The 15,917-nt window shown below is 67.1% G+C and carries 13 protein-coding genes; 9 read left to right on the forward strand and 4 right to left on the reverse strand.

All coding sequences use genetic code 11. The features are described 5' to 3' along the window. The first annotated feature begins 33 nt into the window (after positions 1 to 33). The 3 genes from ASC83_RS10670 to ASC83_RS10680 all read left to right on the forward strand — a co-directional run bounded on the left by ASC83_RS10670 (position 34) and on the right by ASC83_RS10680 (position 5,293). Entirely contained in the window at positions 34 to 855 is an 822-nt protein-coding gene (locus tag ASC83_RS10670) for a lytic transglycosylase domain-containing protein (RefSeq protein WP_156379480.1), read from the forward strand. Beyond that, on the forward strand, positions 852 to 3,209 hold the full coding sequence (parC, locus tag ASC83_RS10675) for a DNA topoisomerase IV subunit A (RefSeq protein WP_056061741.1): 2,358 nt from the start codon (positions 852 to 854) through the stop codon (positions 3,207 to 3,209). Before ASC83_RS10670 ends, parC begins: the two co-directional genes overlap by 4 nt. Positions 3,210 to 3,502: 293 nt before the next feature. Next, positions 3,503 to 5,293, forward strand: a complete 1,791-nt coding sequence (locus ASC83_RS10680; RefSeq protein WP_056061744.1) for a methyl-accepting chemotaxis protein — start codon at positions 3,503 to 3,505, stop codon at positions 5,291 to 5,293. 119 nt (positions 5,294 to 5,412) lie between these two features. On the opposite strand, the gene ASC83_RS10685 is transcribed toward ASC83_RS10680, so the two are convergent. Next, positions 5,413 to 5,871 (reverse strand): RidA family protein, encoded by a 459-nt coding sequence (locus ASC83_RS10685; protein ID WP_008906002.1) that lies wholly within the window; start codon positions 5,869 to 5,871, stop codon positions 5,413 to 5,415. Between the two features lie 136 nt (positions 5,872 to 6,007). Here ASC83_RS10685 and ASC83_RS10690 point away from each other — a divergent pair, with 136 nt between their 5' ends. From ASC83_RS10690 to ASC83_RS10700, 4 genes are all read left to right on the forward strand, one after another. Further along, positions 6,008 to 8,575 carry a DNA internalization-related competence protein ComEC/Rec2 gene (locus ASC83_RS10690; RefSeq protein WP_082522414.1) on the forward strand — a complete coding sequence of 856 codons (2,568 nt, stop codon included), beginning with the start codon at positions 6,008 to 6,010 and terminating at the stop codon, positions 8,573 to 8,575. Positions 8,576 to 8,660: 85 nt separating this feature from the next. Further along, the gene (locus tag ASC83_RS10695; RefSeq protein WP_056061747.1) at positions 8,661 to 10,226 is read left to right on the forward strand and encodes a circularly permuted type 2 ATP-grasp protein; all 1,566 of its coding nucleotides are present in this window, start codon (positions 8,661 to 8,663) and stop codon (positions 10,224 to 10,226) included. 2 nt (positions 10,227 to 10,228) lie between these two features. Continuing rightward, positions 10,229 to 10,375, forward strand: coding sequence for an alpha-E domain-containing protein (locus ASC83_RS23515; RefSeq protein ID WP_082522415.1), 147 nt, complete (start codon positions 10,229 to 10,231; stop codon positions 10,373 to 10,375). Then, positions 10,369 to 11,328, forward strand: coding sequence for an alpha-E domain-containing protein (locus ASC83_RS10700; RefSeq protein WP_055400923.1), 960 nt, complete (start codon positions 10,369 to 10,371; stop codon positions 11,326 to 11,328). The genes ASC83_RS23515 and ASC83_RS10700 overlap by 7 nt, the downstream gene beginning before the upstream one ends. On the opposite strand, the gene ASC83_RS10705 is transcribed toward ASC83_RS10700, so the two are convergent. The 3 genes from ASC83_RS10705 to ASC83_RS10715 all read right to left on the reverse strand — a co-directional run bounded on the left by ASC83_RS10705 (position 11,294) and on the right by ASC83_RS10715 (position 13,107). Continuing rightward, complete coding sequence (locus ASC83_RS10705; protein ID WP_056061750.1) at positions 11,294 to 11,770, reverse strand: hypothetical protein; 477 nt, start codon at positions 11,768 to 11,770, stop codon at positions 11,294 to 11,296. The genes ASC83_RS10700 and ASC83_RS10705 overlap by 35 nt on opposite strands. Before the next feature lie 29 nt (positions 11,771 to 11,799). Next, entirely contained in the window at positions 11,800 to 12,081 is a 282-nt protein-coding gene (locus ASC83_RS10710) for a VF530 family DNA-binding protein (protein ID WP_056061753.1), read from the reverse strand. A 108-nt stretch (positions 12,082 to 12,189) separates the two neighbouring features. Next, positions 12,190 to 13,107, reverse strand: coding sequence for a LysR family transcriptional regulator (locus tag ASC83_RS10715; RefSeq protein WP_056061756.1), 918 nt, complete (start codon positions 13,105 to 13,107; stop codon positions 12,190 to 12,192). Between the two features lie 192 nt (positions 13,108 to 13,299). Here ASC83_RS10715 and ASC83_RS10720 point away from each other — a divergent pair, with 192 nt between their 5' ends. Both ASC83_RS10720 and ASC83_RS10725 read left to right on the forward strand, forming a co-directional pair. After that, entirely contained in the window at positions 13,300 to 14,181 is an 882-nt protein-coding gene (locus ASC83_RS10720; RefSeq protein ID WP_192418796.1) for an alpha/beta hydrolase, read from the forward strand. 471 nt (positions 14,182 to 14,652) lie between these two features. Then, entirely contained in the window at positions 14,653 to 15,915 is a 1,263-nt protein-coding gene (locus ASC83_RS10725; RefSeq protein WP_056061759.1) for an efflux RND transporter periplasmic adaptor subunit, read from the forward strand. Positions 15,916 to 15,917: the final 2 nt, after the last annotated feature.

A 15,917-nucleotide genomic window follows, 5' to 3' on the forward strand; every position in this document is an offset into this window, starting at 1 on the left:
TCTGCCATGAGGAATCCAAACAAGAATGGCGTCATGCGCTGGTGCTTATTGGGTTGTTTGCTCTGTTTTTTGCAGCAAACGGCCCATGCAGACCTGTGGGCGCATGTGGATGAGCGCGGCGTGACGCACTTTGCGTCCGAGCAGGTCGATGCGCACTACCAGCTGTTTTTTCGGGGCAACGACTTCGACTCAACGCGGGATGCACCGGCCAATGCATCGCCCATGCCCTATGCGCTGCCCGCAGCGGGTGCGCGCGTGCTGGCGTTTTTTGACATTGCGCCGGACTACAAGCGCGTCAAGCACCACCTGCGCGCTGCGTCCAGCCAACATGGCGTGGACTACGAGCTGCTGCAGGCCGTGATCGCCACCGAATCCGGCTTTGACGCCGCCGCCGTGTCGCCCAAAGGCGCCGTGGGCCTGATGCAGGTCATGCCCGCCACGGCCAGCCGTTTTGGTGTGAGTGCGGACAAGAAGCGCTCGGTCGAGCAAAAGCTCGCCGACCCCGCCGTGAACGTGCCCACCGGCACCCGTTACCTGCGCTACCTGCTGGACCTGTTCCCTGGCCGCATGGACCTGGCCGTGGCCGCCTACAACGCCGGCGAAGGCGCGGTGCAAAAGGCGGGCAACCAGATACCGGCCTTCAGGGAAACCCAGAACTACGTGCGCACCGTGCTGGGCCTGTATGCCCAGCTCAAGCCCCCGGCGCCGGTGCTGGCCCAGCGTGCGCTGCCCGGCCGCGTGCGCATGGAGCTGTCGGGCGGCGCGCAGAACCGGGGCAACCTGCCGCCCACCCGCGTGGCGCAGACACCCACCGCTCCCCAGAACGTGAATCCAGAAACTGTACCCAACGAATGAGCGACCAACCCACTCTCGATTTCACCACCGCAGGCGATGACGGGGGCGACTCCCTGGGCCTGGCGGGCTATGCCCAGCGTGCCTACCTGGAGTACGCACTGTCGGTCGTCAAGGGCCGCGCGCTGCCCGACGTGTGCGACGGCCTCAAGCCCGTGCAGCGGCGCATTCTGTATTCGATGGACCGCATGGGCCTGGGCTACAGCGGCCCCACGCGCAACACGGCCGCCAAACCGGTCAAGAGCGCCCGCGTGGTGGGCGATGTGCTGGGCCGCTTCCACCCGCATGGCGATCAGTCGGCCTATGACGCGCTCGTGCGCATGGCGCAGGACTTTGCCCAGCGCTACCCGCTGATCGACGGCCAGGGCAACTTCGGCAGCCGCGACGGCGACGGCGCTGCGGCCATGCGCTACACCGAGGCCCGCCTGTCGCGCATCACCAGCCTGCTGCTGGATGAGATCGACGAAGGCACGGTCGATTTCATGCCCAACTACGACGGCAGCACGGAGGAGCCGCGCCAGTTGCCCGCGCGCTTGCCGTTCGCGCTGCTCAACGGCGCCAGCGGCATTGCCGTGGGCCTGGCCACCGAAATCCCCAGCCACAACCTGCGCGAGATTGCAGACGCCTGCATTGCGCTCATCAAGACGCCCTCGCTGAGCCAGGAAGACCTGCTCGCGCTGGTGCCCGGCCCGGACTACCCCGGCGGCGGCCAGATCATCAGCAGCGCGGGCGACATTGCCGATGCCTACCGCACCGGCCGTGGCAGCCTCAAGGTGCGCGCGCGCTGGAAGATCGAAGACATGGCGCGTGGCCAGTGGCAGCTGGTGGTGAACGAGTTGCCGCCCGGCGTGAGCACGCAAAAGGTGCTCGAAGAGATCGAGGAAATCACCAACCCCAAGGTCAAGGCCGGCAAAAAGGCGCTCTCGCAAGACCAAACCCAGCTCAAGGCCAGCATGCTGGCTGTGCTGGACGTGGTGCGCGACGAATCGAGCAAAGACGCGCCCGTGCGCCTGGTGTTCGAGCCCAAGACGGGCAAGACCCCGCAGCAGGAGCTGATCACCGCCCTGTTGGCGCACACCAGCCTGGAAACCTCGGCCCCCATCAACCTCACCATGGTGGGGCTCGATGGCAAGCCCGTGCAGAAGTCGCTGCGTGTGATGCTGGAAGAGTGGATTGCCTTCCGCCAGACCACCATCACCCGCCGAAGCCAGCACCGGCTGGACAAGGTGCTGGACCGCATCCACATCCTCGAAGGGCGGCAGACCGTGCTGCTCAACATCGACGAGGTGATCGCGATCATCCGTGCGGCCGAGGAGCCCAAGGCCGCGCTCATCGCGCGCTTCAACCTCAGCGACCGGCAGGCCGAGGACATCCTCGAAATCCGCCTGCGCCAACTCGCACGGCTCGAAGCCATCAAGATCGAACAAGAGCTGAAAGAACTGCGCGAAAGCCAGGGCAAGCTCGAAGACATCCTGAACAACCCCGGCTCGCTGCGCCGCACCATGGTCAAGGAGATCGAGGCGGACGCGAAGACCTTTGCCGACGCACGCCGCACCCTCATCCAGGCCGAGAAAAAGGCCGTGGCCGAGGTGAAGGTAGTGGACGAGCCTGTGACCGTGGTCGTCTCGCAAAAAGGCTGGGTGCGCGCCCGCACCGGCCATGGCCATGAGGCCGCCAGCTTTGCCTTCAAGGCAGGTGATGGGCTGTACGGCACGTTCGAGTGCCGCACGGTGGATACCCTGCTGGCCTTTGGCAGCAACGGCCGCGTTTACTCGGTGGCCGTGTCGCTGCTGCCCGGTGCGCGTGGCGACGGCCAGCCGGTGACCACGCTCATCGAGTTGGAATCGGGCACGCAACTGCTGCACTACTTTGCGGGGCCAGCCAACGCCATGCTGCTGTTGTCCAACTCGGGCGGCTACGGCTTTCTGGCGGCGGTGGAAAACATGGTCTCGCGCCAAAAGGGCGGCAAAGCCTTCCTCACCCTGGGCGAGGGCGAAACCGTGTGTGTGCCATCGCACGCTGCGGGCACCACGGGCAGCAAACCGGTGCTGCCGGCCACGCACGTGGCCTGCGCGTCCACGGGGGGGCGCATCCTGACCTTCGAGATCACCGAGCTGAAAACCATGGCCAATGGCGGCCGGGGGCTGATGCTGATCGACCTGGAAGACAAGGACCAGCTCGCAGGCGCGGCGGCCTACACGCGCAGCATTCGCCTCGATGGCGTGGGCCGGGGCGGCAAGCAGCGTGATGAGACGCTGGAGATCCGCAGCCTGAACAACGCCCGTGCTGCGCGCGGCCGCAAGGGCAAGGCAGCAGACCTGGGCTTCAAGCCCCAGGCAGTGACGCGCGTCGAGTAAGGACAGCTCACACGACGCCTCCGGCGTTGTTGCAGCGTCCTGCAGCCACACCCGTACTGCAGCATTGCCTGCGGCGCAGCGCTCGGCCGGGGCCCTATCGCTGCGTTTTTTCGCCGCTTCAGTCGTCGCCGCTGCCAGTGGAGCGGGGTGCGCGAAACGGGTCTGCCGCACCCGGCGCCTTTGGCGGCGCCTCCGATCATGCTTGGGGATGACCCTCATGCGGCCGCTCCTGGTTTGTGCAATTGTCGGAAAGCGAGCAACATCTCGTGACAAACACACTCCAGGAGACCTCCATGCCTAAACAATTGAGGATGGCCCACAAGCTGTGGCTGGCTGTGATTCTGATCGTGGTCATGCTGGTCGCCGTGGTGGGGTTTGCGGCCTACCGCTCTGCAAAAGTGCAAGCCCAGGCCGATGCCGTGAGCAAGGACATGGAGGCGCGGGTGCAGGCCGCCCTGCGCTGGTCGGGGTTGACAGAAACCAATGCAGCGCGCACCCAGGCGCTGATCGTGAGCAACGACCCAGCGGTGGAAGCAGAGTTCAAAGACGTCATTGCGGCCACGTCGGCCCAGATCAGCGAGGTGCAGAAGTCGCTCGAATCCATGGCCTTGTCCGACGCCGACAAGGCCCAGATGAACAAGATTGCGGCCGCCCGCAAGACCATGATCGATCTGCGTGGCGAGGCCCGCAAGCTCAAGAGTGACGGTCAGCAAGATCAGGCCGTGACGCTGATCAACCAGAAGTACAACCCCTCCGTGGCGGCCTACCTCGCTGCTCTGCGCGAGTTTGTGGCCCAACTGCAGAAGAACGCCGCAGAGACGCAGGTGGCGATGGCGGCCGAACGCATGCTCACCGTCAAGATCGCCGCGGTGGCCGTGGGCCTGCTGCTGCTGGCCATCATCGTGGGGGCGTATTACCTGATTGGCAGCATCCAGCGGCCCTTGGCCCAGGCCAATGGACTGGCCGAACGCATTGCAGGTGGCGACCTGAGCCTGCAGGAGGCTGTCACGCGCAGCGACGAGTTTGGCGATCTGTTGCGCTCGCTCTATGCCATGAGCAATGCGCTGGGGCGCATGGTGCACCAGGTGCGCCAAAGCACGGACAGCATTGCCATCGCCAGCGCAGAGATCGCGACCGGCAACCAGGACCTGTCGGCCCGCACCGAACAGACCTCTAGCAACCTGCAGGAGACGGCCGCCGCGATGGAGGAGTTCACCAGCACCATCCAGCAAAGCGCGGGCAGCGCCCAGCAGGCCAGCAGCCTGGCAGCGGGTGCCACCGGCGTGGCGCGCCGGGGCGGCGAGGTGGTGACCCAGGTGGTGGCCACCATGGAGGACATCAACCACAGCAGCAAGAAGATCGCAGACATCATTGGCGTGATCGACAGCATTGCGTTCCAGACCAACATCCTGGCGCTCAATGCGGCGGTGGAGGCCGCGCGTGCCGGCGAGCAAGGCCGGGGCTTTGCCGTGGTGGCGAGTGAGGTGCGCAGCCTGGCCCAGCGCAGTGCCGAGGCGGCCAAGGAGATCAAGCAGCTCATCAGCGCGTCGGTGGAGAAGGTGGAGACCGGCTCGCGCCTGGTGTCCGATGCGGGCACGACCATGACCGACATCGTGCAGTCGGTGCAGCGCGTGACCGACATGATCGGCGAGATCACCGCCGCATCGTCCGAGCAGAGCGCTGGGGTGTCGCAGGTCAACAAGGCGATCAGCAACCTGGACCAGATGACCCAGCAGAACGCCGCCCTGGTGGAAGAAAGCGCTGCGGCAGCACAAAGCCTGCGCGAGCAGGCCGATCACCTCGCGCGCGAGGTGTCCATGTTCAAGGTCAACGCCGCCAGCTACGGGCCTGCGCAGGCCGCCATTGGGGTCGCGCGCGGTGCGGCCAAGGCGACAACCGCCATGCCCGCCACCCGCAACAAGCCCGCAGCGTCCGCCACTGCGGGCGGTGCCCCTGCAGCCCGCATCAGCACTGCGAGTGCCCCGGCGGCACTGGCGAAATCGCCTGCATCATCGCCAGGCGTGAAGCAAGGCGCCAAGCACGGTGCCACGGCCGGGGCGGAAGAGGACTGGGAATCTTTCTGACACGCTCAGGTGGGTGCCCCCCGGCTGCCGCAGGCCCAGGCGGCGGACCCTGCACTGCACAGGCAACAAAAAACCCATGGCAGTGATGCCATGGGTTTTTTGCTGGGGCGCGCGGTCTGTCAGGCCAGTTCGGCGATCAGTTCAATCTCCACGCACGCGCCCATGGGGATCTGGGCCACGCCGAAGGCGCTGCGGGCGTGCACGCCCTTCTCGCCAAACACCTGGCCCAGCAGTTCGCTGGCGCCATTGGTCACCAGGTGCTGCTCGGTGAAGTCGCCCGTGGAGTTCACCAGGCTCATGACCTTGACGATGCGTTTGACACGGTTCAGGTCGCCGCCGCAGGCGGCTTGCAGCGTGCCCATCAGGTCGATGGCCACAGCACGCGCAGCCTGCTTGCCTTCTTCGGTGCCGATGTCGCGGCCGAACTGTGCAGCCCAGGGCTTGCCGTCCTTGCGAGCGATGTGGCCGCTCAGGAACACCAAGTTGCCCGTCTGCACATAGGGCACGTACGCGGCGGCGGGCACCGACACGGGGGGCAGGGTGATGTTGAGTTCTTTCAGCTTGTCGTAAACGCTCATGGTGGTCCTCGTTAGGAAGTGTGGGTGGATAGACGAGAGCGGTCTGGTGCGCAGGCCGCCGAGCGCGGTAAGTGTTACACAGCACCCCACCCTTGCGCCGACGTGGCAGGTCCTGGCGGCGCATTAGCATCAGCGCATGTCCGCCATAAGCGCCTCTAATGCCACGCCGCTGTCCGCCACAGGCCGGGGTGTGGAGGGGCCATTGCCCCCGCGTCCGTGGCTGTTGCCCGCTGTGTTGCTGGGCGTGGTGGCCGGGGCTGCGCTGCAGCTGCAGCAGCCCACGCTGTGGTCCGCTGCGGCCTATGGCTGGATGCTGGCGGCTGGCTTGCTGCTGGGCGGTGGTGCGGTGGCCGCCGCGCGGCGGCGCCCAGGGCTTCGCTGGGCTCGCAGTGCCATCGCCATGGCGCCCTGGCTGATGTTGCTGGCGGGGGTGCTGGCCATGGCGGGAGGCACCGGCCTGCGGGCCGTGGCCTACCAGGCACAGGCATTGCCGGCAGTGTTGGAGGGCAAGGACCTGCGCATCACTGGCGTGGTGGCCGCCATGCCGCAGATCAACGAGGCGGGCACCCGCTGGCGCATGGTGGTGGAGGGGGCGAAGCTGCAAGGCGCGCCGGTGTCCTTGCCGCCCCTGGTGGATGTGGCCTGGTATGGCGGCGCTTTCGGCGGTGCGGGCGAGGTGCTGGACCTGCAACGCCAGCCCGCACCCGTGCGGGCGGGCGAGCGGTGGCAGATCACCGTGCGCCTGAAGGCGCCCCATGGCCTGCGCAACCCGCATGGCTTTGACTACGAACTGTGGATGTGGGAGCAGGGCCTGCAGGCCACGGGCTACGTGCGCGCGGGCCCCAAGGATGAGCCGCCGGTGCGTGTGGCCGCCACCTGGCAGTACCCGGTGGAGCAGCTGCGCCAGCGTGTGCGGGACGCCATCCTGGAGCGCCTGGTATTCGGGCAGGATGGCTCGGGCAATGACATCGCCGACCCCACCCTCACGCGCACGGCGGGCGTGGTGGCGGCGCTGGTCACCGGCGACCAGCGTGCCATTGACCGTGCAGACTGGGATGTGTTCCGTGCCACCGGGGTGGCCCACCTCATGAGCATTTCGGGTCTCCACATCACGCTGTTCGCCTGGCTGGCGGCGCTGGTGGTGCGGGCGTTGTGGCGGCGCTCGCCCCGGTTGAGCCTGGCGGTGCCTGCGCAATCCGCCGCACTGGTGTCGGGTGTGCTGCTGGCCACGGCCTACGCCCTGTTCAGCGGCTGGGGCGTGCCTGCGCAGCGCACCGTGACCATGCTGGCCATCGTGGGGCTGCTGCAGCTGAGCGGGCGCCGCTGGCCCTGGCCCCAGGTGTGGCTGCTGGCCTGCGGGTCCGTGGTGCTGCTGGACCCGTGGGCATTGGCTCAGGCAGGCTTCTGGCTCAGCTTTGTGGCGGTGGGCGTGCTGTTTGCTACTAATCCGATAGCTGCTGAGGCAATTGGTACTAGCGCTATAGGCCGTTTTTATGCCTTGGTGCGTGAACAATGGGTGGTCACGCTCGCGCTCACGCCTTTGGGCTTGCTGCTGTTTGGCCAGGTGTCGCTGGTGGGTTTTGTCGCCAACCTGGTGGCCATCCCCTGGGTGACGCTGGTGGTCACGCCGCTGGCGCTGGGGGGCGTGTTGTGGGCGCCGCTGTGGAGTGCGGCGGCCCTCAGCCTGCAGCCGTTCACCGCGTTGCTGCAGTGGCTGGCGCAGTGGCCCTGGGCCGCTGTGTTTTTGCCTGCCGCGCCGCTGTGGGCGGGTGTGGCGGCGGTGGCAGGGGGCGCGCTCTTGGCCATGCGCCTGCCCTGGCGCCTGCGTTTGCTGGCGTTGCCCCTGCTGCTGCCGGTGTTGTGGTGGCAGCCCGAGCGGCCGGCTGCGGGGCAGTTGGAGCTGCTGGCCGCCGACATCGGCCAGGGCAATGCCGTGCTGGTGCGCACGGCCACGCACACCCTGCTGTATGACGCGGGGCCGCGCTTCAGCCGCGAGAGCGATGCGGGCCACCGCGTGCTGGTGCCGCTGCTGCGGGCGCTGGGGGAGCAGGTGGATGTGCTCATGCTCAGCCACCGCGATGCCGACCACACGGGCGGCGCAGCGGCCGTGCTGGCCCAGCAGCCACGCGCCGAACTGACCGGCTCCATCGAAGCCGAGCACGCCCTGCAGCGCCTGCGCCCCAGCAGGCCCTGCCTGGCAGGCCAGCGCTGGGAGTGGGATGGCGTGGCTTTCGAGGTGCTGCATCCGCTGCCCGGTGACGACGCCCCTGTGGCGGCCAAGGCCCCGCGTCCCAATGCACTCAGCTGCGTGCTGCGCATCACGGCCGCCGGGCCCGAGGGCGGGACGGCCCTGCTGGTGGGCGACATCGAGGCACTGCAGGAGCAAGCCTTGCTGGCGCGCAGTGCGCCCTTGCGGGCCGACCTGTTGCTGGTGCCGCACCACGGCAGCAAGACCTCGTCGTCGGCGGCTTTTCTGGAGGCTGTCCAGCCGCGCACCGCTTTGGTGCAGGCTGGTTATCGCAACCGCTTCGGTCATCCGGCGCCGGATGTGCTGCAGCGCTACCGTGCGCGCCAGATTGCGGTGGTGGAATCGTCGCGCTGCGGGGCCGCCCGCTGGTCCTCGTCGCAGCCTGGGCAGGTGGCCTGCGAACGCGACACCGGCGAGCGCTACTGGCAGCACCGCATGGTGCCACGGGACGACTGATTCGGGGCCGATGGCGCAGCGCCGCCAGGGGTGTTGGGCGGGGGTGGGCTCACAACTTGCTATCCTGATCGCAGGAGGCCCGTTCATGCAGAAATTTGACGAGATGTACGCCATGCTGCCGTTTGATGGCAGCGACGTGCGGGAACACTACAAGCGCTATGCGCAGTGGTTGAGCAAACAGCCCCCTGACGTGATGCAGGCCCGCAGGGCCGAAGCCGAGATGATCTTCCGGCGCGTGGGCATCACCTTCGCCGTCTACGGCGCCAAGGATGAAGGCGGCGCAGGCAACGAGCGGTTGATCCCGTTCGACCTGATCCCCCGCATCATTCCGGCCCACGAGTGGGCCAGCATGCAGCAGGGGCTGGTGCAGCGTGTCACGGCGCTCAACCGTTTCATCCACGACGTCTACCACGGCCAGGACATCATCCGCGCCGGCATCGTGCCCGCCGACCTCATCCTGAACAACGCGCAATACCGCCCCGAGATGGCCGGCGTGCATGTGCCGCAGGACATCTACGCGCACATCGCAGGCATCGACATCGTGCGCGCCCCCGATGCCCAGGGCAATGGTGAGTACTACGTGCTCGAAGACAACCTGCGCGTGCCCAGCGGTGTGAGCTACATGCTCGAAAACCGCAAGATGATGATGCGGCTGTTCCCCGAGCTGTTCAGCATGCACAAGGTGGCGCCGGTGGCCCACTACCCCGACATGCTGCTCGAAACCCTGCGCGCCAGCGCCCCCGCCACGGCGGATGAGCCCACGGTGGTGGTACTCACGCCCGGCATGCACAACAGTGCGTACTTCGAGCACGCCTTCCTGGCCCAGCAGATGGGGGTGGAGCTGGTGGAGGGCCAGGACCTGGTGGTCAAGGACAAGTTCGTGTACATGCGCACCACACGCGGCCTGCAGCGGGTGGACGTGATCTATCGCCGCGTGGACGATGACTTCCTCGACCCCCAAGTCTTCCGCCGCAATTCCACCCTGGGCTGCTACGGCCTCATGGAGGCTTACCGCGCGGGCAACGTGGGCATCTGCAACGCTGTGGGCACGGGCGTGGCGGACGACAAGTCCGTCTACCCCTATGTGCCGGAGATGATCCGCTTCTACCTGGGCGAGGAGCCCATCCTGAAGAACGTCCCCACCTGGATGTGCCGCAAGCAGGACGACCTGCAGCACGTGCTGGCCAACCTCAAGGACCTGGTGGTGAAGGAGGTGCACGGCGCGGGCGGCTACGGCATGCTCATCGGCCCTGCCGCTACGCAGGCCGAGATCGAGGACTTTCGCCGCGCGCTGCTGGCCAACCCGGCGGGCTACATCGCGCAGCCCACGCTCAGCCTGTCGAGCTGCCCCACGTACGTGGAAAGCGGCATTGCCCCGCGCCACATCGACCTGCGCCCCTTTGTGCTCAGCGGCCGCGAGGTGCAGATGGCCGCCGGCGGCCTCACGCGCGTGGCGCTGCAAGAGGGCTCGCTGGTGGTGAATTCGTCGCAGGGCGGCGGCACCAAGGACACCTGGGTGCTGGGCGAGGGTACGCCCGCAGCGCAACCCAAGGCCGTGCAATCCCAGTCGCAATCGCAATCGCAATCGCAATCGCAATCGCAATCGCAGGGACAAGGTCAGTCGCAAAGTCAATCGCAAGGGAGCCTCTGAACATGCTGAGCCGCACCGCCGACCATCTGTTCTGGATGTCCCGCTACACCGAGCGGGCTGAAAACGCCGCCGAAAGCGAGGTTTCACCACAACACAGCCAGCGTGCGCAGCACGCGCGGGGTTCTCTGCCCGGGGAGGAAAAATGCTAAGTCGCACTGCCGATCATCTGTTCTGGATGTCCCGATATACAGAGCGGGCAGAGAACACAGCAAGAATGCTCAATGTGAGCTACGAGACCTCCCTGTTGCCCCAGGCTGCCGATGTGGCGCAAAAAGGCTGGGAGGGCCTGCTGTCCATCAGCGAGCTGATCCCTGCGTACACCGCCAAGCATGGTGAAGTGACGCCCGCCAACGTGCTGGAGTTCATGGTGCACGACGGCAACAACCCGTCGTCCATCCTGTCGTGCCTGCGTGCCGCACGCGAGAACGCGCGGGCCGTGCGCGGTGCGCTCACCACCGAGGTGTGGGAGACGCAGAACCAGACCTGGCTGGAACTGCACCGGCAACTGGAAGGCGGCGCGTTCGAGCGCGACCCAGGCCAGTTCTTTGAATGGGTGAAGTACCGCTCGCACCTCTCTCGCGGCGTGGTGCTGGGCACCATGCTGCAGGACGAGGCGTTTCACTTCTTGCGCATGGGCACCTTCCTGGAGCGCGCGGACAACACCGCGCGCCTGCTGGATGTGAAGTTCCACGCGGTCAAGAACGACTTTTTTGGCCGCCCCAGCGACCGCAACCAGGAAAGCGACTTCTACCACTGGAGCGCCATCTTGCGCAGCGTGTCGGCGTTCGAGGTGTACCGCAAGGTCTACCGCGACGTGATCACGCCGGGCCGCGTGGCCGACCTGCTGATCCTCAGCCGCGACATGCCGCGCTCGCTGCACGCGTGCCTGCGCGAGGTGGTGGACAACCTGGCCGTGCTGGCCAACGGGCAGTCCGCCGAGACCAGCCGCAGGGCAGGGCGCCTGCTGGCCGACCTGCAGTACGGCCGCATCGATGAGATCCTGGCGACCGGGCTGCACGCGTTCCTCACGCAGTTCCTGGACCGGGTGAACGACCTGGGTGGCGGCATCAGCCGCGATTTTCTGGTGACGTCCGGCGATTGAAAACCAGCAGGGCGGCGCCATGCCAGGCCAGCCCCGCTGCGTAGGGAAGGAGCGGTGCCCAGGGCGAGCCCAGCCAGGCCCTTGCCTGGGGGCTGCTGAACCACGCTAACCAGGCGGGCAGGGTTGCACCCCACGGCGCGTGCAGGTGGGCCTGCAGTAGCCCACAGGCGGTAAGCCCCAGGCCCACCAGCGTGCCCACCGCGATGCCGTAGGCCACCGGCAGCTTGCGGCGGCCCGCCATCGCCATGAAGGCCGCACTGAAGAACACCCCCAGGAACACGGTGGCCAGCCAGGCCACCGGCCACCAGCCTGCATCACCGGCTCCAGACCGGGCCACCAGCAGCGCGTTGAAACCACCCATGGCGCCCAGCGCCAGCAGTGGTACCAGAAAGTTGCGATACCGCGCGCTCAGCTGTGCCGAATGCGCCGCCTGATTGGGCATTGTTGCGGTATGGCTGCGCGCATCGCTGGTCATTCTTGCGCGTTGCGCCGCTGGTCCCGCAGCATGAAGAGGTAGAGGCTTTCGACCTTCTCGCGCGCCCAGGGGGTCTTGCGCAGGAACTTGAGGCTGGAGCCCACGCTGGGGTCGATCTGGAAGCAGCGGATGGGAATCTGCCGCCCCAGCTCATCCCAGCCAAAGTAGTCGGCCAGGCCCACCACCATGGCTTCGAGTGTCACGCCGTGCAGGGGGTTGCGCGGCTGGGTGGGCTTGTTGGCCGGTGGGGCGGGTGGCGGGGTCTCTGGAGTGCTCATGGCTCCAAGCATACAGACTGGGAGCGTGAACACGCCCTGAGGGCAATCCTGTCGTTTGCATCGGGCGTTCACCCCACCACCGCCACCATAGAACCGGCTCAGGGTGCGTCAGGCTTTGCGCTGCAGATGGGCCTCGCGCTGGAACAGCTCGGCCGCCCAGTCCACAAACGCGCGCACCTTGGCGCTCAGGTGGCGGTTGGGCGGGTACACCACATACACGGGCAGCAGGGGTTGGGTCCAGTCCGGCAGCAGTTGCACCAGGGCTCCGCTGGCGAGGTAGCGCTGGGCTTGCCAGCTGGTGATCTGGCCAATGCCCAGGCCCGCCACGATGGAGGTGACGTAGGCGTTGGCCTCGTTCACGCTCAGCTGGTAGGGGCCGGTGATGTCGATGGACTCATCACCCCGGCGAAACTCCAGCGGATAGTGCCGCCCGCTTTGGGGCGAGAAGTAGATCACGCTGGCATGTTTCTCCTCGATCTCCAGCGGGTGCGTGGGTGTGCCCTTGCGCTCCAGGTAGGCGGGTGCGGCGACGGTGATGAACTCCAGGTTGCCAATGCGGCGCGCCACCAGTGACTGGTCGCTCAGCTCGCCCCCCCGGATCACGCAGTCCACGTTGTCCCCGATCAGATCCACCGTGCGGTCGCTCACACCCAGGTCCACCTGGATGTCCGGGTAGCGGGCATGGAACTCCGCCAGTTGCGGAATGATGAGCAACTGGGCCACCGACGTGCCCACGTCGATGCGCAGCCGCCCGCGCGGGTTGGCGCGCGCGTTGGTCATGCTGGCCTCGATGTCGTCCAGGTCGGTCAGCAGCCGCACCGTGCGGTCGTAATAGGCCGCGCCGTCGGGTGTCACGGTCACGCGGCGGGTGGTGCGGTTGAGCAGCTTCACGCGCAGCCGCTCCTCCAGCGCCTGCACATGCTTGGTCACCGTGGCTTTGGGCAGGCTCAGCGAATCCGCTGCCCGGGTAAACGTGCCGGCCTCCACCACCCGCACGAATATGCGCATGGCCTGTATCTGGTCCATGGCTTCTCCTTGAGTCATCAGCACCCAGATTGGGTGCTGAGGAATTCTCACACGGGCGCCCCGGTTTGATTGTTGAGCTTTTGGAAACAGTGCGGTGGTGTTTGACCTGTTTATCAGAAAGGCCCAACCCACTACATTTCATCCATCGTCAACCGACCTTCCACCTATCCACCTACCTACTGGGTACCTGCCATGCAGCCCGACCGCCCGTCTTCATCCTCTTTGCCCACGCAGCCCGCTGCGGCGCCCGCCAAGGCGTCCGGGGTGGCTGCGTCCGTCTGCACCGATTCCACCATTGAGGTGGCCCAGGGGCAGGACGTGGAAGTGCGCATGTACGGCCGCAAGAAGACCGGTCAGGCGTCACCGGTGGTCGTGCACTTCCACGGCGGGGCTTTCATGTCGGGCGATCTGGACAACGGCTGCACGGTGGCTTCTCTGCTGGAGAGTGCCGGGGCCGTGGTGGTGTCGGTCGCGTATCCGCTCACGCCCTTTCCGCAGCCGGTGGACACGGGTTACGGTGTGCTCAAGTGGGTGCACAAGCACCGCACCAAGCTCGGCGGGCAGGGCGCCGCCGTGTACCTGGCGGGCGAAGAGGCCGGTGGCAACCTGGCGGCGGCCGTGGCACTGATGGCGCGTGACCAGTCTCACCCCCCGCTGGCCGGGCAGATCCTGCTGTCGCCCATGCTGGACCCCTGTGTGGGCACCGCGTCGCTGCGCGAGGCCACGGGGGATTCCACGGGCTGCAAATGGACCGAGGGCTGGCGCAACTTTCTGCGCTGCCCGCGCGATGCCGAGCACCCCTATGCGGTGCCTGCCGGTGCGCAGCGCCTGGCGGGGCTGCCCCCCACGCTGATCCTGGTGGGCGACACCGACCCCATGCACGACGAGGCGCTGGCCTACGCGGCCCGGCTGGAGGCTGCCGGCCTGCCGGTCACCCGCCACGTGTTCTCCAAGAACCCGCAGTGGCCCGATGCCCTGCTGCAGACCGGCCCGCATGAATGTCCGTGTGCGGCGGGTGCGCAGGAGCAGTTCCGGCAGTTCTTTGCCTCCACGCGAAGTCCGGTGCCGTCCTGACGACGGCCCCTGACACCTTCTCACATCCCTGACAGCCGCTGACCTCCACCCGGGTGGAGGCAGAGAAACGCGGGCTCGGCGCGAGCCCCATTCCCTTTTTACATCTTGATTTCCGGCCTGGCGTGCCGGAGGGGAAACGCTTGCCCGGCGTTGCCCGCTCCGCATGTCCTAGAGCCCACGTTACCCATTCAAACGACACGGAGGAAAGAACACACCATGCATGCACCCCTGATCCCGTTGGCCTGCGGCCGCTGTCACAGCGCACCTGGCCGCACCGTCTTTTGACGGTGGCACGCAGGCCGCCCCGGTGTTTGTCGCCGGGGTATTGACCTTTCCACCGTGTCATTGCCGAGACTGCGTTCCGCCCCCTTTGCATTGACACCTGCCGAGCGCAGCCCACAGGCGCCAGCGCACGGCAGACAAGTTTCACAGCGTGCTCCACAAGGGCACACCTACTGATCGAAAGTGACCATGAACTTCCCATCCTTCTCCAAGTTCTCCCAGCGCCGCCCCCTGGGTCTGGCCACCCTTGCCACGGCCGTGACGGCCACCGTGGCGGCTGCTGTTCTGGTGTTTCAGGCACCCGTGGCGCAGGCGGATAGCGCCCCCGCAGCCCCGCCCGCCATGCCGGTGTCGGTGGCTGCCGTGCTGCAAAAAGACATCGCCCTGTGGGACGAGTTTTCTGGCCGGCTCGAAGCCGTGCAGCGCGTGGACGTGCGCCCCCGCGTCTCGGGCGCCGTGCAGGCCGTGCACTTCCGCGAAGGCTCACTGGTCAAGCAGGGCGACCTGCTGGTCACGGTGGACCCAGCCCCCTACGCCGCGGAGGTGGACCGCGCCGAAGCCCAGGTGGTCGCTGCGCAGGCCCGCCTGTCGTACACCCGCAGCGAACTGGAGCGCGCCACGCGCCTGCTCGAAGAAAAAGCCATCGCCCAGCGCGAACATGACGAGCGCCTGAACGCCCAGCGCGAGGCCGATGCCAATCTGCGCGCCGCCCAGGCCGCGCTGCAGACCGCGAAGCTGAACCTGGGCTACACCCAGGTGCGCGCACCGGTGGCGGGCCGTGTGGGCCGCATCGAAGTCACCGTGGGCAACCTGGTGGCGGCCGGCGCGGGCGCCCCGGTGCTGACCACGCTGGTGTCGGTCAGCCCCATCTACGCGAGCTTCGACACCGATGAGCAGATCGTGGTGAAGGCCCTGGCCGACCTGCAAAGCGGCCAGCGCGGCAATAGCGCCCGCCAGCTCATCGAGCGCATCCCTGTCCAGATGGGCACGGGCACCACGGGCGGCACGCCGCACGCCGGTCGTTTGCAGCTCATCGACAACCAGGTCGATGCCAAGAGCGGCACCGTGCGCGTGCGCGCCGTGTTCGACAACGAAGACGGCTCGCTCATCCCCGGCCAGTTCGCCCGCATCCGCATGGGCCAGGCCCGCAACACCCAGGCGCTGCTCATCAACGAGCGTGCCGTGGGCACCGACCAGAACAAGAAGTTCGTGATGGTGGTGGGCGAGGGCAACAAGGCCGAGTACCGCGAGGTCACCCTGGGCGCGCCGATTGACGGCCTGCGCGTGGTCACCTCGGGCCTCAAGGCGGGCGAGAACATCGTCGTCAACGGCCTGCAGCGCGTGCGCCCCGGTGCCGTGGTGGCGCCACAGCCTGTGCCCATGACCGCCAAGGCCGAGATTGCGGGTGATCGCAAGGAAGCCAAGAACGCCGCCAAGTCGCCAGCCGCCTGAGC

Origin of the sequence: Acidovorax sp. Root402 (assembly GCF_001425125.1) — a bacterium.
Lineage (GTDB): Bacteria > Pseudomonadota > Gammaproteobacteria > Burkholderiales > Burkholderiaceae_C > Acidovorax > Acidovorax delafieldii.

Coding starts and splice junctions, on each gene's coding strand:
- ASC83_RS10700 (WP_055400923.1), top strand. CDS start 10,369: ATGCTAAGTCGCACTGCCGATCATCTGTTCTGGATGTCCCGATATACA.
- ASC83_RS23515 (WP_082522415.1), top strand. CDS start 10,229: ATGCTGAGCCGCACCGCCGACCATCTGTTCTGGATGTCCCGCTACACC.
- ASC83_RS10685 (WP_008906002.1), bottom strand. CDS start 5,871: ATGAGCGTTTACGACAAGCTGAAAGAACTCAACATCACCCTGCCCCCC.
- parC (WP_056061741.1), top strand. CDS start 852: ATGAGCGACCAACCCACTCTCGATTTCACCACCGCAGGCGATGACGGG.
- ASC83_RS10720 (WP_192418796.1), top strand. CDS start 13,300: ATGCAGCCCGACCGCCCGTCTTCATCCTCTTTGCCCACGCAGCCCGCT.
- ASC83_RS10705 (WP_056061750.1), bottom strand. CDS start 11,770: ATGCCCAATCAGGCGGCGCATTCGGCACAGCTGAGCGCGCGGTATCGC.
- ASC83_RS10670 (WP_156379480.1), top strand. CDS start 34: ATGCGCTGGTGCTTATTGGGTTGTTTGCTCTGTTTTTTGCAGCAAACG.
- ASC83_RS10715 (WP_056061756.1), bottom strand. CDS start 13,107: ATGGACCAGATACAGGCCATGCGCATATTCGTGCGGGTGGTGGAGGCC.
- ASC83_RS10695 (WP_056061747.1), top strand. CDS start 8,661: ATGCAGAAATTTGACGAGATGTACGCCATGCTGCCGTTTGATGGCAGC.
- ASC83_RS10710 (WP_056061753.1), bottom strand. CDS start 12,081: ATGAGCACTCCAGAGACCCCGCCACCCGCCCCACCGGCCAACAAGCCC.
- ASC83_RS10690 (WP_082522414.1), top strand. CDS start 6,008: ATGTCCGCCATAAGCGCCTCTAATGCCACGCCGCTGTCCGCCACAGGC.
- ASC83_RS10680 (WP_056061744.1), top strand. CDS start 3,503: ATGCCTAAACAATTGAGGATGGCCCACAAGCTGTGGCTGGCTGTGATT.
- ASC83_RS10725 (WP_056061759.1), top strand. CDS start 14,653: ATGAACTTCCCATCCTTCTCCAAGTTCTCCCAGCGCCGCCCCCTGGGT.